21 protein-coding genes are annotated in these 23,755 nt (G+C 42.2%); 13 read left to right on the top strand and 8 right to left on the bottom strand.

Annotated elements, in window-relative coordinates:
* Nucleotides 1-408: 408 nt before the first annotated feature.
* A complete protein-coding gene (locus PLZ15_04890; protein ID HOI29078.1) occupies nucleotides 409-5,211 on the top strand; it encodes an SdrD B-like domain-containing protein in 4,803 nt (1,600 codons plus the stop codon).
* A 169-nt stretch (nucleotides 5,212-5,380) separates the two neighbouring features.
* Here the strand turns inward: PLZ15_04890 and PLZ15_04885 are convergent, their stop codons facing one another.
* The gene (locus tag PLZ15_04885) at nucleotides 5,381-5,587 is read right to left on the bottom strand and encodes a hypothetical protein (protein ID HOI29077.1); all 207 of its coding nucleotides are present in this window, start codon (nucleotides 5,585-5,587) and stop codon (nucleotides 5,381-5,383) included.
* A gap of 77 nt (nucleotides 5,588-5,664) precedes the next feature.
* On the opposite strand from PLZ15_04885, the gene rpmH reads away from it, so the two are divergent.
* The 5 genes from rpmH to PLZ15_04860 all read left to right on the top strand — a co-directional run bounded on the left by rpmH (nucleotide 5,665) and on the right by PLZ15_04860 (nucleotide 11,131).
* Nucleotides 5,665-5,811, top strand: a complete 147-nt coding sequence (rpmH, locus tag PLZ15_04880) for a 50S ribosomal protein L34 (protein ID HOI29076.1) — start codon at nucleotides 5,665-5,667, stop codon at nucleotides 5,809-5,811.
* Nucleotides 5,812-5,893: 82 nt separating this feature from the next.
* Entirely contained in the window at nucleotides 5,894-6,292 is a 399-nt protein-coding gene (rnpA, locus tag PLZ15_04875) for a ribonuclease P protein component (GenBank protein ID HOI29075.1), read from the top strand.
* Between the two features lie 55 nt (nucleotides 6,293-6,347).
* Nucleotides 6,348-6,503: a membrane protein insertion efficiency factor YidD gene (gene yidD, locus PLZ15_04870; protein ID HOI29074.1), complete on the top strand. Its 156-nt coding sequence runs from the start codon at nucleotides 6,348-6,350 to the stop codon at nucleotides 6,501-6,503.
* 15 nt (nucleotides 6,504-6,518) lie between these two features.
* Nucleotides 6,519-8,369, top strand: coding sequence for a membrane protein insertase YidC (gene yidC, locus PLZ15_04865; GenBank protein HOI29073.1), 1,851 nt, complete (start codon nucleotides 6,519-6,521; stop codon nucleotides 8,367-8,369).
* An 83-nt stretch (nucleotides 8,370-8,452) separates the two neighbouring features.
* Entirely contained in the window at nucleotides 8,453-11,131 is a 2,679-nt protein-coding gene (locus tag PLZ15_04860; protein ID HOI29072.1) for a BamA/TamA family outer membrane protein, read from the top strand.
* Between the two features lie 14 nt (nucleotides 11,132-11,145).
* Here the strand turns inward: PLZ15_04860 and PLZ15_04855 are convergent, their stop codons facing one another.
* Together PLZ15_04855 and PLZ15_04850 are read right to left on the bottom strand one after the other, a co-directional pair.
* On the bottom strand, nucleotides 11,146-11,691 hold the full coding sequence (locus PLZ15_04855) for a hypothetical protein (GenBank protein HOI29071.1): 546 nt from the start codon (nucleotides 11,689-11,691) through the stop codon (nucleotides 11,146-11,148).
* Between the two features lie 5 nt (nucleotides 11,692-11,696).
* On the bottom strand, nucleotides 11,697-12,086 hold the full coding sequence (locus PLZ15_04850) for a VOC family protein (GenBank protein ID HOI29070.1): 390 nt from the start codon (nucleotides 12,084-12,086) through the stop codon (nucleotides 11,697-11,699).
* A 103-nt stretch (nucleotides 12,087-12,189) separates the two neighbouring features.
* Here PLZ15_04850 and PLZ15_04845 point away from each other — a divergent pair, with 103 nt between their 5' ends.
* From PLZ15_04845 to PLZ15_04835, 3 genes are read left to right on the top strand one after another with little or no spacing between them, the layout of a single operon-like run.
* Complete coding sequence (locus PLZ15_04845) at nucleotides 12,190-12,723, top strand: RNA polymerase sigma factor (protein ID HOI29069.1); 534 nt, start codon at nucleotides 12,190-12,192, stop codon at nucleotides 12,721-12,723.
* Nucleotides 12,701-13,255 carry a hypothetical protein gene (locus PLZ15_04840; protein HOI29068.1) on the top strand — a complete coding sequence of 185 codons (555 nt, stop codon included), beginning with the start codon at nucleotides 12,701-12,703 and terminating at the stop codon, nucleotides 13,253-13,255. Before PLZ15_04845 ends, PLZ15_04840 begins: the two co-directional genes overlap by 23 nt.
* A gap of 1 nt (nucleotide 13,256) precedes the next feature.
* Nucleotides 13,257-13,796 carry a DUF4252 domain-containing protein gene (locus tag PLZ15_04835; GenBank protein ID HOI29067.1) on the top strand — a complete coding sequence of 180 codons (540 nt, stop codon included), beginning with the start codon at nucleotides 13,257-13,259 and terminating at the stop codon, nucleotides 13,794-13,796.
* A 41-nt stretch (nucleotides 13,797-13,837) separates the two neighbouring features.
* On the opposite strand, the gene rlmD is transcribed toward PLZ15_04835, so the two are convergent.
* From rlmD to PLZ15_04815, 4 genes are all read right to left on the bottom strand, one after another.
* Nucleotides 13,838-15,277, bottom strand: coding sequence for a 23S rRNA (uracil(1939)-C(5))-methyltransferase RlmD (rlmD, locus tag PLZ15_04830; GenBank protein HOI29066.1), 1,440 nt, complete (start codon nucleotides 15,275-15,277; stop codon nucleotides 13,838-13,840).
* On the bottom strand, nucleotides 15,274-15,978 hold the full coding sequence (locus PLZ15_04825) for a methyltransferase domain-containing protein (GenBank protein HOI29065.1): 705 nt from the start codon (nucleotides 15,976-15,978) through the stop codon (nucleotides 15,274-15,276). The genes rlmD and PLZ15_04825 overlap by 4 nt, the downstream gene beginning before the upstream one ends.
* Nucleotides 15,979-16,055: 77 nt before the next feature.
* Nucleotides 16,056-17,882 carry a T9SS type A sorting domain-containing protein gene (locus tag PLZ15_04820; protein ID HOI29064.1) on the bottom strand — a complete coding sequence of 609 codons (1,827 nt, stop codon included), beginning with the start codon at nucleotides 17,880-17,882 and terminating at the stop codon, nucleotides 16,056-16,058.
* Nucleotides 17,883-18,012: 130 nt separating this feature from the next.
* On the bottom strand, nucleotides 18,013-19,248 hold the full coding sequence (locus tag PLZ15_04815) for a T9SS type A sorting domain-containing protein (GenBank protein HOI29063.1): 1,236 nt from the start codon (nucleotides 19,246-19,248) through the stop codon (nucleotides 18,013-18,015).
* Nucleotides 19,249-19,374: 126 nt separating this feature from the next.
* On the opposite strand from PLZ15_04815, the gene PLZ15_04810 reads away from it, so the two are divergent.
* Genes PLZ15_04810 through PLZ15_04795 form a run of 4 tightly spaced genes read left to right on the top strand, consistent with a single transcriptional unit; the run spans nucleotide 19,375 to nucleotide 22,284 of the window.
* Nucleotides 19,375-19,968, top strand: coding sequence for an SCO family protein (locus tag PLZ15_04810; GenBank protein ID HOI29062.1), 594 nt, complete (start codon nucleotides 19,375-19,377; stop codon nucleotides 19,966-19,968).
* A 21-nt stretch (nucleotides 19,969-19,989) separates the two neighbouring features.
* A complete protein-coding gene (locus PLZ15_04805; GenBank protein HOI29061.1) occupies nucleotides 19,990-20,439 on the top strand; it encodes a copper chaperone PCu(A)C in 450 nt (149 codons plus the stop codon).
* Between the two features lie 42 nt (nucleotides 20,440-20,481).
* Complete coding sequence (locus PLZ15_04800; GenBank protein HOI29060.1) at nucleotides 20,482-21,372, top strand: hypothetical protein; 891 nt, start codon at nucleotides 20,482-20,484, stop codon at nucleotides 21,370-21,372.
* A gap of 21 nt (nucleotides 21,373-21,393) precedes the next feature.
* The gene (locus PLZ15_04795) at nucleotides 21,394-22,284 is read left to right on the top strand and encodes a hypothetical protein (GenBank protein ID HOI29059.1); all 891 of its coding nucleotides are present in this window, start codon (nucleotides 21,394-21,396) and stop codon (nucleotides 22,282-22,284) included.
* Between the two features lie 53 nt (nucleotides 22,285-22,337).
* Here PLZ15_04795 and PLZ15_04790 read toward each other — a convergent pair whose 3' ends face one another.
* Nucleotides 22,338-23,753 (bottom strand): alpha/beta hydrolase, encoded by a 1,416-nt coding sequence (locus PLZ15_04790; GenBank protein HOI29058.1) that lies wholly within the window; start codon nucleotides 23,751-23,753, stop codon nucleotides 22,338-22,340.
* Nucleotides 23,754-23,755: the final 2 nt, after the last annotated feature.

Below are 23,755 nucleotides of genomic sequence, written 5' to 3'. Positions count from 1 at the left end.
TTTTTTCAAATGTTTTGGTTTACGCCAATATTTTTTTGATCATACGGTTTTATCAGTTCGGATTTACCCTGTTTGCGATTCAATTTGAGATAAATACTCAGTAATTGTTGAAAAAATAAATCAATAGAATTCTTTGTTTTACGTCTCATTTTCACATTGTTTTATTTTTATTCGATTACCAACCATCGGCGCCTAATTTAAGCTCCCTTTTCCGGCTGTTTGTAATAATAATCACATTAAAAATCCCGAAAAAACGATGACTCAATAATCCCTAAATTATCATTTTGAAACATTAGTGTAATTTTTTCCCCACAAAACCTCTCGTTTTCGACAAAAAACGCAGTTTTTTCTGGCATTCAGCTTGCCTTTATATCTTCATTAAAAATCAACACAACGAAAGGAGCAACAATGGTAGGTCAGCCGAAACTGTTTTTAAGAGTGATTTTAATTCTTTCACTCATTTTTAGTTTTTCTTCCTCTGCTTTTGCCCAGGGTAAAAACGGAGTAAAGAGCATAACGGATTATACCAGCATTGCAAAGATCTCTTCAACTTCAGTCGGAAAGAATATTACCTTCTTCAACCCTCCGATGAATAACACGGCAACATATTTTTCCGGCACATTCAAAGGAACTCTTAACGGAGAGACAAAATATTTTTATTGCATCGATCTCGGCCATAATCTTGTTTATAACGAAGATTACTGGGACGAAGGATCAACCCCCTCGGAAATTACCTATATACTAAACAATTATTATCCTTACAAAAACGGTTATCCGGGACAGATTGATAATTCAAAGGAAGCCGCTGCAATTCAGTTTGCAATCTGGCATTTCAGCGACGGCGCGGATCCGGCAACTATCAGCAACGATACGGATGTAAGAGCAAGGGCTATAGCAATTATCAATGACGCAACAGCAAATCATAACAATGTAAAACCTGTTGAAACACTTTTAATAGTTCCTCCGGCTGCATCTTACGTACAGGGAATGCCGGCACAGTTTTTTGTTTTTGCGTTTGATATTGACGGAAATCCGGTTTCTAACGTAACCATTCAGTTAACAACCACACTCGGTTCTTTAAGCGCTTCTTCGGTTGTAACAGACGCTGATGGAAAAGGCGGACCGGTAACATTATCATATTCAGGAATCGGGACAGCAACTATCAAAGCAAAAGCAGACGTTGTAATTCCTCAGGGAACAAGATACGTTCACAAATCAAGTCCTTCTCTTAAACAGAAATTAGTTCTTGCTACTCCGGGCTTTGATACCAAAGAAGTTACAGGCAAAGTTGAATGGTATGTTCCCGAAGAATGCGATCTTAGCGGATATGCAACTTATACTCAGGGCGGCTGGGGAAGTCCTTCAAACAGCGGTCCCGGAAAGATCCGCGATATGTATTTCGATAATGTATTTCCTTCAGGACTTGTAGTAGGTTCTACATATAAAATTACATTAACATCAGCTCAGGCAGTAGAGGATTTTCTGCCGCAGGGCGGTACGGCGGGCAAGTTAACGCAAAATTATACCGATCCACTTTCAACAAGCGCAGGCGTTTTAGCCGGCCAGATTGTTGCACTCAAATTAAATGTCAGCTATGATGCGGCCGGTTATATTGGCAGCAACACAACACCTCTTGGAAATCTGCAGATTGTAAGCGGCCCGTTCACCGGTTATACGGTTACACAATTTCTCGCTTTTGCAGAACAGGTTCTGGGCGGCGGCAATCTTAATGGATTTACATATAGCGAAGTAAACGATGCCGCAACCGCAATTAATGAGAACTTCAACGAAGGCGCAAACAAAGGATTTTTAGATTGTTATTATGAAACTAAAGCATCCCTTGGCGATAAGGTTTGGGAAGATCTGGATAAAGACGGAATTCAGGATGCAGGCGAACCCGGTATTTCCGGAGTTACAGTAAAACTCTACGACTGCAACGATAATCTTATTTCTACAACTACAACAGATTCAAACGGAAATTATCTATTCGATAATCTGGTTCCGGGCGATTACTATGTTGTATTCATTCTTCCTTCCGGCCATACATTCACAACAGCAGATGCCGGCAGCGACGACACAAAAGACTCCGATGCTAACGCTTCAACAGGCAGAACAATCTGTACGACCTTAACACCCGGCGAAAATGATTTAACGTGGGATGCGGGGTTAATTAAAGAAGAATGCAAAAACACAATTGGCGATTTTGTATGGCATGATGAAGATACAGACGGAATTCAGGATGCTAACGAACCGGGTTTACCTGGAGTTAAAGTTGAATTACTCGATTCACAGAATAATGTTCTTCAAACAACAACAACAGATGCTAACGGTTATTATGAATTTACTAATGTTCTGAATGGAACATATAAGGTAAGAATTGCTTCTAGCAACTTTACAGGCGGCGGTGTTCTTGCCGGAACCCAGAGCGAAAAGTGGTTCTTAACATTTAAGGACAAAGGTTCGAACGATTCTAAAGACAGCGATGGCGACAACAACAAAACTGCAACAGTTACAGTTAACTGTGCAGATAATTTAACCATCGATTTCGGCTTCTTTAAGGTATGTGTTGGTTTAGAAAAGAGCGGTCCAACTTCCATTAACGTTGGAGAAAAGATTGTTTATACCTTTACAGTTACAAATTGCGGCGACGTTCTCCTTTCTGGTGGAGCCAACGTATATGATCCGATGCTTATGCCTTCGGGCGATCATAAGATCAAATACCTAAAACTGTATCCGGGTCAGAGCGAATCTTTCACATACGAATATACTACAGACGAAAACGATTGCGGTCAGTTAATTAATAATGCATGGGTTATCGGTCATCCGGAATTAAGCGGTTACAACTTCGGCACCTCTACAGTACGCGACGACGATAGCCATACAATCGATGTTATATGTCAGCCAAAACAGGCGGATATTGAAGTTAAAAAGACAGCCAGCAAAACCCCGGTTCAGTGCGACGAAGCATTCTTCTATACAATTACCGTAAAGAATAACGGACCGGACAAATCAGAAGGCATCGTAATCAGCGATCTTCTCCCGGTCGGCGCAATTTATCAGTCACACTCGACATCACAGGGCTCCTACAATAATCTTACAGGATTCTGGAATGTCGGCGACCTTAATAACGGCTCAACAGCAACATTGACAATAAATGTTAAAGCTGATTGCGACGAAGTAAACAACGGAACATTTGATCTCGGAATTGCAAAAGATTATAATCTCTTTGTGCTGAACGATCTTAATCAGCCTTCATCCGATACACAGGGCAAGGCTGCAATAGGCGGAAACGCAACTCTGGCAAATTACAGTGTAGGCGACCAGCTTCCTGATAACAGCGGCGACGTATTAATAGTTGGCGGACACCTCCAGTATACAAGCGGCGCTGTCTATAACGGTAATGTGGTATACGGAAATACAACCAACCTGCCGATACCGGCCGTAAGTGTTGAAGGTACAATCGAGCAGGGCAACCCGATTGATTTCGTAGCCGCAAAAGCTTTCCTCGAAAATCTCTCTGCTACGCTCAGCGGTTACACAGCTAACGGTTCAACTACAATGCAGTGGGGCGGATTGGTACTTAACGGAACAGATCCTTTCCTTAACGTATTTGCTGTAAACGGTTCGGACCTTTCCAGTGCAAACAACGTAAGCATATCGGTTCCTAACGGTTCTGTTGTTCTTGTAAATGTAAACGGAACAACAATTACCTGGACCGGCGGATTAACAGTAAACGGCACAGCAATCGGAAATGTGCTCTACAACTTCTTTGAAGCAACATCGATTACAATTCAGGGTATCGATATCCGCGGTTCATTACTTGCACCAAAGGCGCATATCAACTTTGCTGCAGGCGTTATCAATGGTCAGATGATCTGCAAATCTCTCGAAGGCATGGGTCAGATGAATCTGGCTCCGTTCATCGGAAATATTCCTTATGAAAAAGAAGTAATCAATATAGCTTCCGTACATTCGGTTCTTACAATCGATCCTGTTCAGAACAACAATACATCAAGCGCAACAGTTCTGTTCAGCAATACCGGCACAGGCAATAATAATGATGGCGGTAATGGAAACGATTGGGAACAGGTTAACGGTTTTGGAAACAGTGAAATTGTCTACTCGCTCGTTTACAGCGGCGGAAAGATATACGCCGGAACATGGGGCGGAAAGATCTATATGTCTTCCGATAATGGCCAGACCTGGACAATTATCAACAGCAATATGTCGGTTGGATTTATCTGGTCGCTCCAGGTAAGCGGAGGATTCATATTCGCAGCAACCGAACAGGGTGTTTATAAATATGACGGTTCCGCATGGACACTTACATCTCTTAACGGTATGGACGTTCACGCTCTTACAGTAAACGGCGGAGTAATATATGCCGGCACATGGGGATTCGGAGTATATAAATCGGTTGATAACGGATCTACATGGACTGCAGTTAATAACGGTCTGGGATACTTTACAACAATTCAGTCCTTAACTGTTAAAGGCACAACATTATTCTGCGGTACAGTAGGCGGCGGAGTATTCAAATCAATTAACGGCGGCGCTAACTGGATTCAGGTAACTGTTGGCAACAATATTATCTGGGCTCTCGGCTCAACATCAACAGCAGTGTTTGCTTCTTCGTACGGCGACGGCCTCTATCGTTCGCTCGACGGCGGTTCATCATGGTCGAAGCTCGATTTAGGTGTTCAGTTCGTATACTCAATCGCAGTTGACGGTTCCGGAAAAGTATATGTAGCATCGTGGGCAAGCGGTGTGTTTGTATCCGAAGACAACGGCTCAACATGGACATCTATGGGAATGGGCGGTTTCGGTGTAAGCGCAGTACTTGCAGATAATAATTCCGAAAACGTAATTCTCGGCACCAAGGATGGAAAGATTTATATGTCCAAAGGTCAGGGATTAACAAGTGTTGGCGACGATTCAACACTACCAACAACAGTTGAATTAAGCCAGAACTATCCTAACCCGTTCAACCCGACAACAACAATTCAGTTTGCTCTTCCGGAATCCGGCAAGTTCAATCTGAAAGTGTATAACATTCTCGGTCAGGAAGTTGCAACACTAATCGACGGCGAAATGAATTCAGGAATTCACAAAGTAAACTTCGATGCCAGCAGAATCGCCTCTGGTGTCTACATCTACAAACTGGTTGGCAACAATGTTAACATTAGCAAGAAAATGATCTTGATGAAGTAAAAGAATAAAGGTGAGGGTGTGTGTAGAGCCCCGGCAAAAATGCCGGGGCTTTTTTTTGTAACCGTTGTATATAGACGAAAAATTTATTTTAGCGACTTTTTATGAAATTATCATTGACTCATTTCAATAAATCAATTCATAATGAAACAGTTGAGCCAAAAAAGAATCATCAAAACAGGTCAAATACTAAACATTTTTCCGGCACAATGATTGAATCTTTTAGATCAAATAAGCACTCTCTTTGGAAAGCTAAACCCCTCAAAAAAGCTTTCTGGATGGCGGCGGTTATTTTGGTGAACAGCACTCGGCTGGGTTGTTCGCTGAGATTTCCGCCCTTCTCTTTTAAAACCGCCTGTTTTCCTAAATTTTCCGGCATTTCCTGCGGCCCCAATTATTGGTTCTTACCCATATTTTAATTAATTTTGCGCACTTTCATATGAAAAAGGATAAATAATGAAGAGAACATTTCAACCAAGCAATAAGAAGAGAAAAAGTAAACACGGATTCCGTGAAAGAATGGCTACCAAGAACGGTCGTAAAGTTCTTGCGGGCAGAAGAGCCAAAGGTAGAAAAAAACTGACTGTTAGCGACGAGAAGTAAACAAATTATAGATTGTTAAGTTCTTAGTCTTTTATAAAATGTTGTCTGTTTTTACCTCGCAATTAATGGCGAGGAGGGTTATTTGAAACAGTTTGGTCTTTCTGCTTTTGAAAGAATCAAAAATAAAAAGGAATTCGAACTCGTTTATTCAAGAGGAGAAGTTTTATTCTCCTCTTCTAATAGATTGAAGGCAGTCTTTTTTATTGATAGAAATCCCGATACCATCGGAATTAAAACCGCGTTTGCTGTCTCAAAAAAATCGGGTAATGCTGTCTGGAGAAATAGAATTAAACGGCTCTTCCGCGAATCCTATCGACTCAATAAAAATGAAATTAAGTCGGATTGTGAGAATAAAAAAATAAAACTGTTTCTTGTTTTTTCTCCCAACACAATAAACCGGACAAACAGCAAGAAGATTTATTTGAAAGATGTTGTGGACGATGTTGTTGAACTTTTGATTAAGATAAGATCGATACTTTAAAATGCGTTCAATTTTTATTTACTTTATAAAATTTTATCAGAAGGCTATTTCGCCTATGTTTCCCCCCTCGTGCCGGTTTTATCCAACATGTTCGGAATATGCGGCTCAGTCAATTACTAAATACGGTGTTATAAAAGGGGGAATTAAATCAGTGTGGAGAATTTTAAGATGTAATCCCTTTAATAAGGGGGGTTACGATCCGGTTGAATAACTTATAGGAACCTGAATGGATAAAAGAACAACTTCCGCATTTATACTAATCGGTATTATTCTTGTCGTGTGGCTCTACATCAACTCCCCCACTCCCCCGCCCCAGCAGCCGAAACAGACAGACTCAACGCTTGTTAAAAAAGATACGGTTAAGGAAAAAACAGTTAAGGAAGTCGAACCGCTCAAAACCGAAGCAACCGAAACAGCTCCTTTCGGCGAAGTTGAAACCCGGGCGGAAAAGATAATTACAATCGAAACCGACCTTGTAAAAATTGAGATGACTACCAAAGGCGCCCGGATAAGAAAATATTATTTGAAAAATTACGGAACCTGGTATAAGTACGATATTGAAGATTCGACTAACTTCTACGACAGACACGTTCAACTCGTAAATCCCAGTCAGGGGGGCGACTTTAATATTATTTTTGTTACGAAAGAAGGAAAGCTTGTTAACACCGCCGCGCTCGATTTCAACTCGAACGTAAATCAGCATTATTACAGACTAAGCGGAACAGATTCTCTAGTTGCCAACTATGAATTTAAAACGCCCGATAACAGATATATTAGAAAAAACTTTGTTTTTTATGCCAACGATTACGCTTCCAGGGTTGATGTAGAACTGGAGAACATGAACGACATAATAAGCAGTTTTAGGTATGATGTTGTGTGGTCCAACGGAATTAATTTTACCGAGAAAAACTCTGTTGACGAAGCAAACTTCTCCAACACCAGCGCGTTTGCGGGCGACGAACAGGTTATTGTTGATGCGGGTACGGGCGGCGAAAAAGTTACAAAAGATTTAAATGGAAAAGTTGACTGGGTGGCCGTTAGAAATAAATATTTTGCAGTTATCATAGCGCCGGACCAGCCGAGCAATGAGGGCGGAGCTTACTTTGAAGGCGCGGGATCTCAGGAAAAACTTGGCGTTCGCGAAACCTACAGCGCCAGCATTAAAATTCCGTTTAAGAACGAATCTCTTCAGAAAGACTCATTCAGACTTTTTATCGGCCCTATAGATTACGACCTTTTAAAAACCTACGGCAAAAATTTTGAAGCCGTTGTTGATTTCGGAAGCTTTTTCGGCCTTACGTTTGTCATCCGACCTATCTCGGAATATGTTCTGCTTCCCCTGCTTCAGTTCCTTCACAGTTTTATACCGAACTACGGACTCGTAATAATAATTTTCTCTATAATAATTAAGATTGCACTTCATCCTTTAACAAAGCAGAGTTTAAAATCGATGAAGAAGATGCAGCTTCTTCAACCGAAGATAACCGAGCTGAAGGAAAAGTTTAAAGACGATCCGCAGAAGGTTCAGAAAGAAACAATGAAGCTCTATTCTACTTACGGAATTAATCCGATGGGCGGATGTCTTCCGATGCTTCTGCAAATGCCGATACTGATTGCTCTCTGGAGTTTGTTCAACGTCGCAATTGATATTCGTCAGCAGCCCTTTATGCTCTGGATCAATAACCTTTCCGCTCCGGATGTAATCTACCGCCTGCCATTTAAAATTCCTTTGTTCGGAATTGATGTTGTAAGCGGTCTTGCAATCCTGCTTGGCATCACAATGTTCCTTCAGCAGAAAATGAGCATTAAGGATCCGTCTCAAAAAGCTCTGGTATATCTTATGCCCATTATGTTTACCGCGCTCTTTATGACTTTTCCGTCGGGTCTGAACCTTTACTACTTTATGTTCAACCTCCTTTCGATAGCGCAGCAGTATTATGTTAATCATAAAAAAGGTGATGGCGAACTTGTTCCTGTTGAAAATCCGAAACAGAAGAAAGGATTTATGGCCAGAATGATGGAAGCCGCCGAAAAGCAGGCACAGACACAGAAAAAAGCCGCACAAAAGAAAAGATAATTTTATCTTCCCCTGTCAACTTTCTCTTAGTAAGTTGACGGGGGAATTTTATTTTATACAGAATGCTTCGACCAAATCAAATATTGTTATTACTTCTTCTAACATCCTCAATTATCCTTTCGCAGAAAATTGATACGCTCAAACTAAAACTTGAAACAAAGAATCTCCCGTTTGAACTGACAGAAGAGGTTCCGGTTAATCTTCCAAAGATCGGACTCGCTTTGAGCGGCGGCGGCGCAAGAGCTTTGTCCCAGATTGGAATCCTGCGCAGACTCGAAGAGGAACGGATCCCGATTGATATAATTGTTGGAACCAGTATGGGCAGTATTGTCGGCGGACTCTACTCTTCAGGATATTCTTTAAACGAGCTCGACTCAATAATTAAAACCACCAACTGGAATAATTTATTCTCCGTTGAACAGACGAACAGAAACGAATTGTTTGTTGATCAGAAGATAACCGAGGACCGGGCAATTCTTTCTTTCAGGATCGACGGCTTCATGCCGATTATTCCGATGTCGTTAAGCTCGGGTCAGCGCGGTGCAAATTTTCTTAATCTTCTTTCCTTAAACGCACCAATACAGGCGGATGATTATAATAATTTATTGTACAGGTACAGAGCGATTGCAACAGATCTTGTCTATGGTAAAAAATTTGTTTTCGATCAGGGTCCTCTCGGAATCGCTATGCAGGCGAGCTCGAGCGTTACCCTTTTACTTCCGCCGGTTAAAAAGGATACTCTTACGCTGGTTGACGGCGGACTTGTTGCCAATATCCCGGTGAAGGAGACCCGAAAACTCGGGGCGGATTTAGTTATTGCGGGAAATGCCGTTAGCCCTCTTTATGAAGAGAGCGAATTGAATTATCCGTGGGTAATTGCAGATCAGCTTGTAAGTATTCCGATGCAGATTCTCAACGAGCAGCAGCTTGAAGAAGCCGATTTTATTATTCAACCCGATCTTGGCAGCCTGAAAAATTCCGATTTTACCCAAATCGATTCTTCTATACACCGCGGATATGAAAGCACGGACAGGCAGATCAGTTCAATTAAAGAGGAAATTGAAAATCAGTTCATAAAAAATCTTGGCATTGCCGATAAGAAATATTATAACGTAATGATTGTTAATATTCCGGTTGAGATTGCAGAAGATTTCTTTAACGGCTCGGAAAAGCTCGACTCGGTTTCGAATTTACAGATCTATTATCAGCTTTATAATATTCACCGCCGCGGGGATTATAAAAACTTATATGTCCTTGTTGAGCGAAGCGGCAATACAGCTTTGCTGAATCTTGTTGCTGAAAAAAATCCGGTTGTTTCCTTTTATGAAATAACCGGGGTTTCGATTTTCGACCGGGAGAATCTTGCCGAAAAACTTTTTCACCTGATTAACAAACCCTATAATTCGCGTAAAACACTCAATGCCGCGCTTGATATTCTGAAAGAGTATAAAAAGAACGGATATATTCTTGCAAGAATTGAAAAAATTGGATTCGAAGAGGAATCCGGAATCCTTCATATAAAAATTAATGAAGGACAGCTCTCAAGACTTAATGTAGTTGGAAATACAAAAACACAGGAAAGAATAATCTCGCGTGAATTTGCCGTTAAACCCGGCGAGTATGTAAGATTTGACGAGGCCCGCAGAGGACTTACAAATTTGAGAAGCACAAATCTTTTTGAACAGATAGAACTTGTTGCCGGCAATTCTGATGAGGGTAACGAATTGAACGTTGTTGTTAATGAAAAACCCTCTAACATTCTCCGTTTCGGTATGCGTATCGATAACGAAAACGCTACTCAGGTTTCATTCGATATAAGGGATGAAAATTTCCTCGGGACAGGAACCGAATTAGGAACAGTTCTTTCCGGCGGCTTGAGAAACAGGTCTTACATCCTGGAACACCGTGCCAACAGAGTGTTTGAGTCCTACTTTACTTACCGGATCCGTGCGTTTTATGATTTTAACGATGTAAATGTATACGCCGATGATCCGCAGAAATCTCATAACAGGTTTTCGCGCAGCAGGACCGGCGAATACCGGCAGATATTTTACGGAGGCTCCTTCAGCATCGGTTCTCAGGTCGGGCGGTTCGGGCATGTCTCCGCAGAAGCAAAATACCAGCGGGATCAAATCAAATCGAAATATGATTATTCGGGTCCCACATACAAACTCGATATTGCGAGTCTCCGGTTTTCGCTTATGATCGACTCTCAGGATAGGTATCCATATCCTACGGACGGATTTCTGATTAAGTCGTATTACGAAACGGCGCAGACGGCTCTTGGAGGCGATATCAGCTATTCAAAATTCCTTTTCGATTATAAGAGTATACTCGGATTGAATGCGCCGAACGCTTTCATTTTTCACGGTATGATAGGCATTTCCGATAAGACTATTCCGCTTAGTCAGCATTTTTCATTTGGCGGACAGAATATGTTTATGGGACTGAGGGACAATGAATTCCGCGGCAGGCAGATCTTTACAGCTTCCCTCGAATATATGCATAAGCTTCCGTTTCAGATTTTTTTCGAAACCTATCTTAAACTTCGCTACGATCTCGGATCTGCATGGGCCGAGCAGGAACAGATCAGGTATAAAGACCTTCGTCACGGCATCGGCGCTACAATTTCTTTTAACACGCCCATTGGTCCGGCAGACTTTTCTGTCGGCAAAAGTTTCTATCTAACCGATGCGCTTCCTAAAAGCAAAGCCGTCTGGGGACCGACTTTCTTTTATTTTACAATCGGCTACTATTATTAAAATAACAGCGGATGTTATTTCCTTCCCTCCCTCTCAGCCGAAATATTGGCCAGGGCCAGATATCTTGAAGCGGTCTCAAGCTCGTTTTTCTTTTTGAAGATATCAGACAGGGAAAAATAAATTTTACTTTTCAGATTTACCGCTGGAACAAACCGGTCTATCAATTCTAAAATTGTTTTATTGTAAGGAAGATCAAGTTCTGCATTATAAAGCCGCAGCATTTCGAGCAGCGGTTCGTGTGCGTCAGGGCGGGCTTCTGCGGCAATTTTATAATGATGGATTGCATTATCAATAAATTCATATCCGCTCTGCCGGTTTTCAAAAATCTTTGCAGCCCACATACTTATTTGAAACCGGTTGTCCGGCATCTCTTTTAAAAGTTTTCCGGAGAACATTTTAATCTCGTCGATTGAAAGGACCGGATTGGCTAAAAAGATTCTGTAGAGAGACAGATCATCAATCTTCAGTTTCATGGCATCGCTGAAACTGTCGAACAGCTCATCCGGTGAGTTTGAATTTCGGAAAACCGATTCTATTTTTTTATAAAGATCATTTTGCATACACGCTACTTCTTCTTTTCGAACAGGGCCGCAACCGCACCGGCGGGATCGCGTATAATGCAGTATTTTCCGTAATCCCCGCTCGTCTTCGGTCCTAGAATTACCGATCCCCCTAGAGAATTGCAGCTGTCTATACTCTTTTCAAGGTCCTCAACTATTATATAGATCAACCATTGCGAGGGGATCTCTGCGTTGCCGCCCCTCTTGTGGCAGATTCCGGCAACGGACGTGCCGCTTCCCGGACTGACCATACTGAAGTCATTATAATCCCCCATTGAAACCTGTTCGTATTTCCAGCCTGTGACTGCCGAATAAAAATTTTTTATTTCAACGGCATTCTCAACCGTAAGGTCGAGCCATCCTATTGTGCCTGTATCGTTTTTTACGTCGGACATTTTGTTTCCTTTCTCTATTTATTCTTATCTATTATTGCAAGGAGAAACGGGAAGTAATTGTAACAATTATTTGTTTTGATTCGTCTTTAATATGGTAAAAAAAATGCTTAAGCAACAGAGATATCGTTTCCTGATTCAGCAGTATAAAAATAAGATTTATTCCTATTCAAAATATATGCTGAAAAACAGAATGGACGCAGACGACGTAACCCAGGAGGTTATGATCCGGATCTGGGAGAATATGGACCGTTTTAATCTATTTGCCGCAAAGACCTGGATAATGAAGACAACCAATAATCTCTGTATTGATTACCTGCGGAAGAGAGCCATCGCGTTTAAAAGGGAGTATGAAATCGACAGCGAATTTGAGAATAGTTTTTCAATTGATTCGGACTCTAACAATCCGCTTTTGAGTACGCATGTGAATTTAATGATGTCGAAAGTTAAAGAGTCGATTGAACGCTTACCTGAAAACCTTAGGAGCATTTTTGTTCTGTATGAAATAAACGGCCTTAAGTATCGCGAGATAAGCGATTCGCTTGAAATGCCGGTCAATACCGTTAAAGTCTATTTAATGAGAGCAAGAAAAAAATTACAAGAGGAACTGAAGCATTATGAAACGAATGAAGTCGTCTGATATAAGCGGCAGAATGAAGAGAAGAATAATTTCGGTAGCGTATGGTGATGCCGCATTGACCGACCGGCTGATTGTTTTCTTCGGTTCGATTTCGAATCCGGAGATAAAATTGGAACTCAAAATGTACAGGGAAACCGCCAAAACTGTACGTTCCCTCGGGGAGGAATCATGTCCCGATGAAGTTTTAAACCGGCTTAAGAAGAGAAATATTCCGGTCCGCATGAAAGATCAAGCATTTCTTTCGGATCTGGCGGCAATTATTATTAACAAGCCATTTGCATCTGCGCTCACAACATTAATTTTTATAACTGTGGTCGCGACCGCAATCATATTTAACAGGCCGGAGGAAAGAACTTTTACACGGCAGGAAATCTTGGCCGCAGATAAACAGGCACGCTATGCCCTTCAGCTTATCGGAAGTATTATGAGTCAGACTGAACAGACGCTTAAAAAGGAAATTCTGTCTGACCGGGTTGCATCGCCGATCCGCCGGGGAATTGATATTGTAAACTCATTAATAAAGGAGAAATAAAATGAAATCGATCAAATTTATTGTTCCGATACTTTTACTGGGCATACAGGCTCTCTTTGCTCAGCAAACCGATATCAAAAAAGAACAGGGATTCTTCGACTTCAGCCAGCTTTCAGCTCTTAAGAGCGGAGAGATGCTTACCGAAGTATATCTGGAGGAGCCATTACTTAAAATGGTTGCAGGGATGACCGACGACGATGAAGAGGGCATCGGAAATATGATTGCCGCATTGAAATTGGTTCGGGTTCAGGAATTTATGGTCGGCGAAAATGATCTTGAAAAAGCGGGTAAAATGATAGAGTCGATGGACTCCGATCTTCTAAATCAGAAGTGGACCCGTATCGTTAAAACCCGCAGTAAAAACAGTTCCGCAAACGTCTATGTTAAGCCGGCTTCAGAAGGCGGTTTTGCGGGGCTTGTAATAACAGCGCTTGACGGAAAAGGGAAAGCATCATTCGTTAATATCGTCGGGAAAATTGATCTTGAATCAGTTGGAAAACTTTCCAAACAATTCAACCTACCGAAAGTTGACGGGAAATAATTGCTAATCAGTAATGGGTTCGGAGATGTGCTTCTCCGGACTCATACTTTTTTAAGAAGAGCCACATTTTCTATATGATATGTATGCGGAAACATATCAACGGGACAAACTCTTTCCAGTCTATATCCACCTTCGCTTAAAAGTTTAATATCTCGCGCCTGCGTTGCGGGATTGCAGCTGATATAAACGATCTTATCCGGTTTTAATAATAGAATGTCGCTCACAGTTTTTGGATTCATTCCGCTTCTCGGCGGATCGGCAATTATCAGATCAGGTTTCGGAAGATTCATCTGGTCTACAACCGGAAGGAAAGATTTATTCAGGTCCGCCAGTATCGGCTCAAAGTTTTTAATCCCGTTTATGCCGATGTTTATCTTGGCATCGTCTATCGCCGGTTTAACGCTTTCAAATCCGTAGATCTCTTTAACGTTTCCCGAGATGAATATCGGGATTGTGCCGGCACCCGAGTAGAGATCATAAACAACTTCATTCCCGCGGAAAGAAGCAAACTCTTTTGCGGTCTGGTATAGCTTCTCCGCCTGCAAAGTGTTTGTCTGAAAGAAAGAATTGGCACTTATCCTGAACTTCCAACTCCCTATCATATCGTGGATATAACCGGAGCCATGGAACACGATCTCGTAATCTCCTGTGGCCACCTGGGATTTTTTAAGATTGATATTGTTTATTACCGTCGTTATCTCGGGGAATTGGGAAAGCAATTCTTCTTTATATTCTGTGAACAATCGTTCATTCTCTTGTGCGGTTACAAGATTCACCATTAGATCATCAGTTTTCTCTGATTGACGGATTACCAGATTTCGTAAAAAACCGTCATGATTTTGTGTAGAATAGACCAAAATCGACCGGCTTTTAAAGAAAAACCTTGTAAAATTCAAAATCCGGTTACTCAACTCCGATTGCAGAAAACACTCATTTATATCGAGTACTTTATCGTACATCCCGGGTATATGGAGGCCGAGGGCAAATTCTTTATCGGCTATTTCCTGCATCGAACCGATCTCCTCTTCGGAGAGCCATCTCCTTCGGGCGAACGAGTATTCCATCTTATTGCGGTAGAAGTATTCCCTGTCACCGGGAATTATCGGCATAAACTCGAATCCAGTTATTCCTCCTATCCTCTCAAATATCTCCTTTACCTGCGCTTCCTTATATTGAAGCTGCTGTTCGTACTTTAAATTCTGCTGCTGGCATCCGCCGCAGACTCCAAAATATCCGCATCGCGGGTTGGTTCTGAACGGCGAAGGAATAATAATTTCTTTAATGCGCGCCTCGGCGTACGACTTTCTAATCTTTCCAACCTGGGCAAGCACTTTATCCCCGGGGTATGAACCGGTTACAAAAACAACAAACCTCTTCGGCTCCTCGTTGAGAGTGTGAACCTCCTTGATGATCTTTGCAACGCCCTTCCCTTCAAAAGCATATCCGGTTATATCTAGTTCAAGCAGATCCCCTTTTTTCAATTCTTTTCCTTCTTTAATAATAATGCAACGAAACCGATAAATTTATCTCCGCCGAGTTTAAGGTAAGCATTCGATTCGTGTTTGATTCTGTTGATAATCTTCTTGTAATAACTCTGCTCGCCTTTATCTAACCGGTCCGAAATCTCTTCGAAGGCGGATCTCGACATCGAGTAATATTCTTTAAGCGAGCTCGAAAGGTCAGCTTTTCCTAAAAGCGAATATCCTCTTCCGGTATAGTAGTTTTCAATACCGTCGATGTTAAGCGGGAGAAGGTCTGATGAATCGTAAATATCTTTTACGAATCGGGGAACGTCCTTAACCAGAGATACTATCTCGCCGGCGCAAAGCAAACCTCCCGGCTTCAATATCCTTCCAATCTCTTTAACTATTTTGTTCCGGTTTGTTAGCGAGATCGATGCCTGCGCGTAGACGAGGTCGAACCGGTTCGCTTCGTAATCCGTGGAATCGAAACTCATCATCTTAACTTCAATTCCGGAAGAATTGACGAGAAGGTATTTGGAGTTGATAAGCGATTCGTAATCCTGAACAATTATTTCAACGCCGCATCCGAACTTTCCGGCAATCTTTAATGCGGTTGCCTCACTGCCGGATCCGATAACAAGAGTATTCTGAAATTGTTTAACATCCGATTTTTGTATCAGGAAGCGGATCTGCTGTTTGAGCCCCGGAAGTAAAACCAAATCTGATTTTTCCATGCGGTAAAGATAATGAAGAGAATAAACACTAACCCGATTAATTAACCGGGCTAGTAAGCAGATTATTTTGCTAAGAGCATCTTCTTTGTTTGAACAATTCCGTTTGCGGAAATTGTGTAGATATAAACACCGCTTGCTAATCCGCTTCCGCTAAAATGGATTTGATAAAATCCCGGCGGACAATTCTCGTTAACCAGGACCGCTACTTCCCTGCCGGGTAGATCTAAAACCTTTATTGTTACAAATGATGTTTCTTTTAACCGGTACTGGATAGTTGTAGAAGGATTAAAAGGATTGGGATAGTTCTGATACAGAATAGTTTCGGCGGGCATTTCGTTTTCAGTTATTCCGACGGCGGGCGCGGTCTGAAAAGTATATGACTGGGACCAGCCGCTCTCACCTTTGGAGTTTTTGGATTTCACCTGCCAGAAATATGTTTTGCCTGCCAGTAATCCGTTAAGCGGAGCTTTATTGATTACAACATTCTGTAGCTGATAATCAATTCTGTTAAAATCCTGATTCTCGGAGACGCGAATATCATACAAAGACGCATCCGATCCGTGCTGCCATTTCAATTCTATATTAGCCGGCAGATCTTGTGTTCCGTTTGCCGGTTCCGCCGGAGCCGGAATTCCCGGCAGAGGAGTATATGCAATGTATCTCTCTGCAACGGCATACCGGGATTGCTTGTTCCTTATAGAGGTTGTTCTCATTCTTCCGAAAGAATTTCCCCAGTCGATATCGCTCGAGATATCATTCCCCCAGAGGAATGTTCCGCAGATCAAACGGTTCCGCACGTCATTTACTTTGTAAAACGCTTCGAGGATATTGGATTGCTGTTCCTCCCCGTCATCTTTTCCATTACCGTTACCGTCAATCAACACCTTATTAACGAACTCATCGGCAACAGCATTGAAAGGCGACCCGAGCGCGTCTGTATAACCGAATTCCAGAAAGATAATTTTCTTTCCCGGATTCCTGTTTCCTAGAGGTATAAGGTAGTTTGTATAAATATTATTCCAGCCTGCCTCCAGCTCATAAACGCCGAGCACCCTATTAGGCTGCTGATTGACCAATTTGAAATATGCGCTTACTCCAACAACGTCGAATCCGGCGTCCTCCCAAAGATTATCGGATCCGGGTCCGAAAAACCCCGGATTCTCAAGAACGCCGAAGTGAAGGTCGTATGTAATGAATCCCGAAAAATATTTTCTTACTGAATCGACAAGTACTTTAATATAATCTTTGAAATTATTTGATCCCACACCGCCCGAACGCGTTCTGAATAAACGGTCTGTCTCCGTTCCAACATTAAACATTTTAACACCTTCCCGTTCGGCTATCTTGGCAAAATAGACAGCCTCATTTATATAACTGCTCCACCAGGAATTGGTGAATGATGCGTGCTGCGGGTGATTAAGAGACCATGGCCAGTTTTCGGCTTTTATGCTTGGATCGGAGCCCGGGATGTTGGGGTCTCCCAGTTGCCAGCGGTGTACCGGCATATTTGACTGCTCGGCCTCCTGCGTTTCGATTGCCAGCGTCAGCATTACATTTAGATTGTGTTCCTTGAAAAACCGGATCGCATCCTTCAGCTGTGAATCGCGAAAAGTCGGAACCGGAACATTGTCGTATACTTTTTCAACGGTTGCATCCATGCTGTTGCTTATGTGAAGGCCTACGCTTATGGCAATCCAGTTTACGCTTATATCCCGCAGGAATTTGTAATACTCTTCGGGCTGCTGGGCAATTCCGACCGGATTTCTGCCCCAGTTCCCGCCGATATGAATTGCACGCATATTATCGAGAAGATCAAGCGACTTATTGATCTGGGCTGTTGAGGTGGATAGGAATGAGAAGAGACACAGGAGAACGCATATCTTTTTCATACGCACTCCGTTTATTAAAATTAATCTCTTTCTCAGTTAATAGGAGGAATAGTATTCGCGGTAATTTACAGCCGGATGTAATTTGATTAGATTCGGGACAAAAATCAACTCCTATTAATTTCTTCCCTATCTATTTAATCAGTATCATCTTTTTTGTTGAACTGAAATTTCCACAGACGATTCTATAAAAATAAATTCCCGACGTTAGACCAAGATCACCGGAGGAGAAGTTTGAATTATAAATTCCCGGTAATTGAAATTGATCTACCAGAGTTGCAACCTCCCTGCCGATAAAGTCATATACTTTTAACGTTACATGGCCCGGGGATTCTATTCTATAATGAATTGTTGTTGAGGGATTAAAAGGATTCGGATAATTCTGCCTCAGATCGAATTGAACCGGGATGCCGGATTCGTCTACAGTCGAAGGAACTCCGAAGAGAATATCTGCAAATACCGGAAGATGATCGGATGCAGAGACTGCTGCATCGGCCAGGCTCTGCCCTAACAGATTTGTTGGCGGGGCATTAACCGCTTTGCCATAATGCTGCCCGTCGTTTGCAACTATCGGATACGGTACATAGCCGTAATCAACACCTCCGGGATCCCGCAATGATTGCGAGATAAGTATCATATCGAAACGTACGTTTAGATTGTTCGCGTACATTGTGTGTGTATGTGCATAAGCCGGATTACGTTCCCACTCGCCGACCGAATTCTGGGGGTCGAGCACATATCCCTTGCTGCTTTGATCAATAAGCATCTGAAAGGCAGTTTCTGAACCGTTAAGAGTATTGAAATCACCAAGTATCACAAAATTTTTATTTGCCGGGAGATTAGCCGTTCTGTTCCTGAACACCTGAACTTGTGATGCACGCTTCTGTTTATTATCAAAGTTATTATTTGCTGAATTAATATCGTTAGCTTTAAGATGCACCGAAAAAATTATAAGTGTATCACCCGTTGGTTCGTAGATCAGCGGGAATTCGTTTATCGGGCGCGTCTCGGCCTGGTGAACAATATTTCCAAGAGATGTAAAGATTGATTCTTTGTAGAATAGAACGCTGTTCATCTGTGTTGATGGAATAAATTCTGCGGCAATGTATTTGTATTCGAGAACATATTTAAGGAGCTGATCAACCGATGCCTGATCGCGTACTTCCTGACAGACAAGTACATCGGGCTTCATTTCGTCTATGACTGCTTTCAAACCGGGATTGTTAAAATCAACTCTCCCCGGATCTGTCGGAGTAGGATTGTAGGGTGTGTAGTCATGAATATTCCAGGTCATAACTCTAATACTGTTCTGCGCGGCGAGATTAAAAGAGATGAATAAACAGATCAATAAAATCCGGTATTTTTTCAAGTTGCCCGTCCTGTTTTTTTTCTATAATCAAAAATATCGACAGAAATTAATTTGCACAATAAAAGAATATTAAATTGATTAATTTACAGCCGGAATTAAAATCCCGTAAATATCCGGATCATAATTATGAAAAAAGAATTCTTCTTTTCGTGGGCTCTTCTCCTCACGTTAATCACTTCGTGCGCTAAAAATTTCGAGGTAATTGAAGACCTCGGAAACTCTAGTTATAATTTGATTGATCAGGAAGGAAGCGAAAGAAACTTTCCCGCATTTGTCAAAAATAAAATTGTTGTTGCGGGTTATATTTTTACCAACTGCCCGGATATTTGTCCGCTTACCACCAACAATATGCGGCTAATTCAGGAACGATTGAATAAGGATGAAGTTGAAGGCGTTCAGTTTGTTTCCGTCAGTTTCGATCCCGATAACGATACCCCCGAGGTACTCAAAAATTTTGCACGTATCCGGAATCTCGATTTGAGCAATTGGACGTTTCTAACAGGAGCTAAACCGGATATCGATAAGCTTATGAAGCAGGTTGGGGTCCTGGCCGTGCCGGGTGATTCAACAGTCTTTCCGTCCGGCAAGGTTTCGTATTATTATATTCATACAGACCGCATACAGCTGATCGACGGTGAAGGGAAAATCAGAAAAAATTATACCGGCAGCGCCATCAGTGTTGATGAAATAGTTGACGACATAAAATCGATTGCTAATTAATTCTGTAAAAGGAGATTCAAAATGAAGAGCAGAATTTTGTTGTTTTTATTTGCCGTGCCTCTCCTGGCCCAGAACGCCGGGAAAAATAAATCTGATCTGGTTATTAATGATGCGTGGATACGTGTAGCCGCTTCCGGCTCGAACACCGCGCTCTTCTTCGAAGTAGTAAATAATTCGGACAAATCAGATACGCTCTTGAGCGCGGAGTCCAACCTCTCCGAAGTTGTTGAGGTTCATGAAACTTTCAAAAGAGAAAACGATATGATGGGTATGCGGAAAGTTAAGTTTGTTGTTGTTCCGCCGAAGAGCAGCGTTAAATTCAAGCCCCGGGATCTCCATGTGATGCTTATTAAGCTGAAGAAGGATCTAAAAACGGGCGACAAGGGCGAGGCAACTTTAATATTTAAAAACTCCGGCAGAATAAAGGTTGAAGCCGTAGTCCGGGATATGCAGATGATGATGAATAAATAAATTATTCTTTTAATGAACAGGCGCAAATAGACCGGAATTAACTTGAACAAATACGTTGTCGGGATATTTATTTTGATTCTTACGCAGAATCTATCCGCACAAGCAAAATCCGATCCCGCATACGCCATTCCATCAGAAATTATGGGGTGGAAGGCGGAGGAGAACGACAGACGATTCGATAACGAATCTCTCTACGATTATATCGACGGTTCGGCGGAGATGTTTTTAAGTTTCGGATTTACGCATGTTTTCAACAGAATCTATTCACGCAGCAACCAGCCCGATATCATTCTCGATATTTTCTATATGAATAGTTCGTACGACGCCTACGGCGTTTTCACTCACTCAGTCGGAAAACACGATAAAGAGTTCGGGCAGCAGTCACAGAGCGCGGAAGGCGCTATCATCTTCTGGAAAGCGAATTTTTATGTGTCCATTCTTTCGCATCCCGAAACCCCGGAGTCGAAAGAGGCGATTTATAGACTCGCGGGGAAAATTGATGAAGCGATAGCTGACAACGGCGACTTCCCCCCAGTACTTGATTTCCTTCCGCAGGAAGATCTTCTAAAGGAAAGCATCAGGTACTTCCGCCATTACAACTGGATCAACTCACATACGTTTATATCGAACGACAACATTCTAAACATCGATCAGAAAACTCACGGTATTCTGGCACAATACAAACAGGGAAATGATAACGCCATCTTTCTGATTATCATGTATCCCGAAACCGGAGACGCGGAGAATGCATTGAAGAAATTTATTTCGGGTTATAATAATTCATTGAAGCCGGATGAAATAAATGAACTTAAAGAAGGTTTCTGGACCGGAGTTAAAACCGTAAAAGGGTTTTTAATAGGAGTTTTCAATTCGTCATCAAAAAATTATGCGGCTGATCTAATTGAAAGAGCAGAAACAATCTGTAAACAATAAATTGATAAGTGGAGAATTAAAATGTCCGGGAAGAATTTAACACGCCGCGAATTTATTAAAACCGGTACTCTTGCCGCAGTTGCCGGAAGTTTATTATTCGAGTATCCGGAAAAAATATTCGGTCAGTCAGTGAAATCACGCGTTGTTCTTATACGAGATAAGAGCGTTCTCGATGAATCGGGCAAAATTAATATCGAAGTACTTGAAAAGATGCTCGATGAATCGATGAAAATTCTCTTTGAAACAAAGGAGAGTAAAACCGCGTGGAAAAAGATCATTAAACCCGAAGATGTTGTTGGAATCAAAACTAATGTGTGGAATTACCTCCGCACCCCGGTAGAACTCGAAAACCTGATCATGAAAAAAGTAATGGAACAGGGAGTAACCGGCGAAAACATAAGCATAAAAGACCGCGGGGTTCTCAAGGATCCTGTATTTCAGAAGTCAACCGCGCTTATTAATTCAAGGCCGATGCGCACCCACTACTGGTCCGGTGTCGGCAGCCTGGTAAAGAATTATATAATGTTTGTAGAGAAACCATCCGACTGGCATGGCGATTCCTGTGCCGACCTGGCGGCTATCTGGAATCTTCCGATTGTAAAAGATAAGACCCGTTTAAATATTCTTGTAATGCTTACGCCTCAATTCCATAATGTTGGTCCGCACGGTTTCAGCAAGGAGTATGTCTGGAATTACTACGGACTAATAGTGGGTATTGATCCGGTAGCGTGCGACGCCGTAGGATTGAAAATCTTAGAAGCAAAGAGGAAAGAATATTTCGGAGACGACCGGCCGTTGAACCCGCCGGCAAAGCATATCGAACTTGCGGATACACGTCACCATCTCGGGAATTCGCAAATGTCTAAGATCGATTTGATAAAGATCGGGTATGATGAGGGAAGATTTATTTAATGAAACAGATCAGCCGCCGCAGCGAACAGCGGCTGACACCGAAAGATTTAAAATTATTTTGTTGTTTCTTTTATCCAGACGGAGATTATTTCGAGAGCTTCCGTTGAAAATGTTTCTTCAATAGTTCCGTATTCGTTTGGTGACCCGGTAACTGCTTTTTGAAAGAGATGGTTAAGCCCGGGTAATTCAACGAGCTTGTAATTTTTATTCCCGCCGTTTTTAAACGCCTCCTCTATTCCGCCGAGATTTTCTTTCGGTGGAACCTGAAGATCTTTCTCGCCGTTCAACGCAAGCACAGGAATCTGTACGCTCTCAAGATATTCTTTCGGATCGAACCGGAGGAAAAACCGGAACCAGGGACTTAAAAGAGTCCGAGCAGTCTGCTCAAAATTGGAGCGGCTGTTCTCCGGTTTGTTTCTTTCTTCTTCGGGCAGAGCTGCCATCCTGTCATCAAACAATTTTTCCAGCTCCTTATAAGCAAGCGCGCTATCGGACTGTTCGGCCACAATATTATACGCGGCTCTGTTGTCTGCCACAGAGGTTTCTATCTCTTTCTCAGCGACACCGTTTGCTCGCAAAATTAATTCGGTCTGAAGAGCCAGAAGATCGCTCCCTTTCATACCGGGTCCGGCAAGAAGAATTATGAACGCGACATCATCGGAAGACGAAGACGCCATCGGCGCGATCATTCCTCCCTCGCTGTGTCCGGCAATCCCGATTTTTAAAGGATCGATCTCTTTTCTTGTTTTAAGATACTCAACAGCCGCGAGAGCATCCGTTGCGAAATCCGCAGATGTAGCCACCAAAAAATTTCCTGTTGATTTACCGAATCCCCGGTCGTCGAAGCGCAATACTGCAATGCCGTTTCTCGAAAGATGATCTGCAATTACCATAAAGGGCTTGTGCTTAAAAATTGTTTCGTCCCTGTCCTGAGCCCCGGATCCGGTTACAAGAACAACTGCGGGAAAAGGCCCCGCCGTTTCCGGATAAGTAAATGTTCCGGCCAGCTTAATGCCGGCAGATTTGTTTTCGAATACAACTTCTTCCTCATTATACGGGAACGGTTTCTGAGGAGTCTGCGGCCGCTTTACCTCTGTGAGCGCTTCAACCTTTTTGAGATTCAACGGAAGCGACATAGGCCCCTGGTTCCATACGCCGACAGCAACGATACTGTCTTTCTCTAATCTTCCCGTGTATTTTCCCATTATCGCAGTGACCTCGAATTTAAGACTGTCCTCATTTATTGTTATCGAACTGACAGGAATGTTCTCTACATTCTGATCCGGGCTGTCTAAATAGGCATTTAATTTTCCGTCATCACCGGCGGAAACTTTCAATACAAGTCGGAGAGAAACACCCCCGATTTTTAAATTCCCCTCCCACAAACTGCTAAACTGTTTTTCAGTCTGCTGAGCGGTGATTGATCCTGCAAAAACAATTAAAAGAATTAACAATGAAATCTTTTTCATTT

The sequence above is a fragment of the Melioribacteraceae bacterium genome (assembly GCA_035362835.1).
Lineage (GTDB): Bacteria > Bacteroidota > Ignavibacteria > Ignavibacteriales > Melioribacteraceae > DSXH01.
Note: the sequence above shows the minus strand (reverse complement) of the source record. Positions and strands in the feature narration are given on the sequence as shown.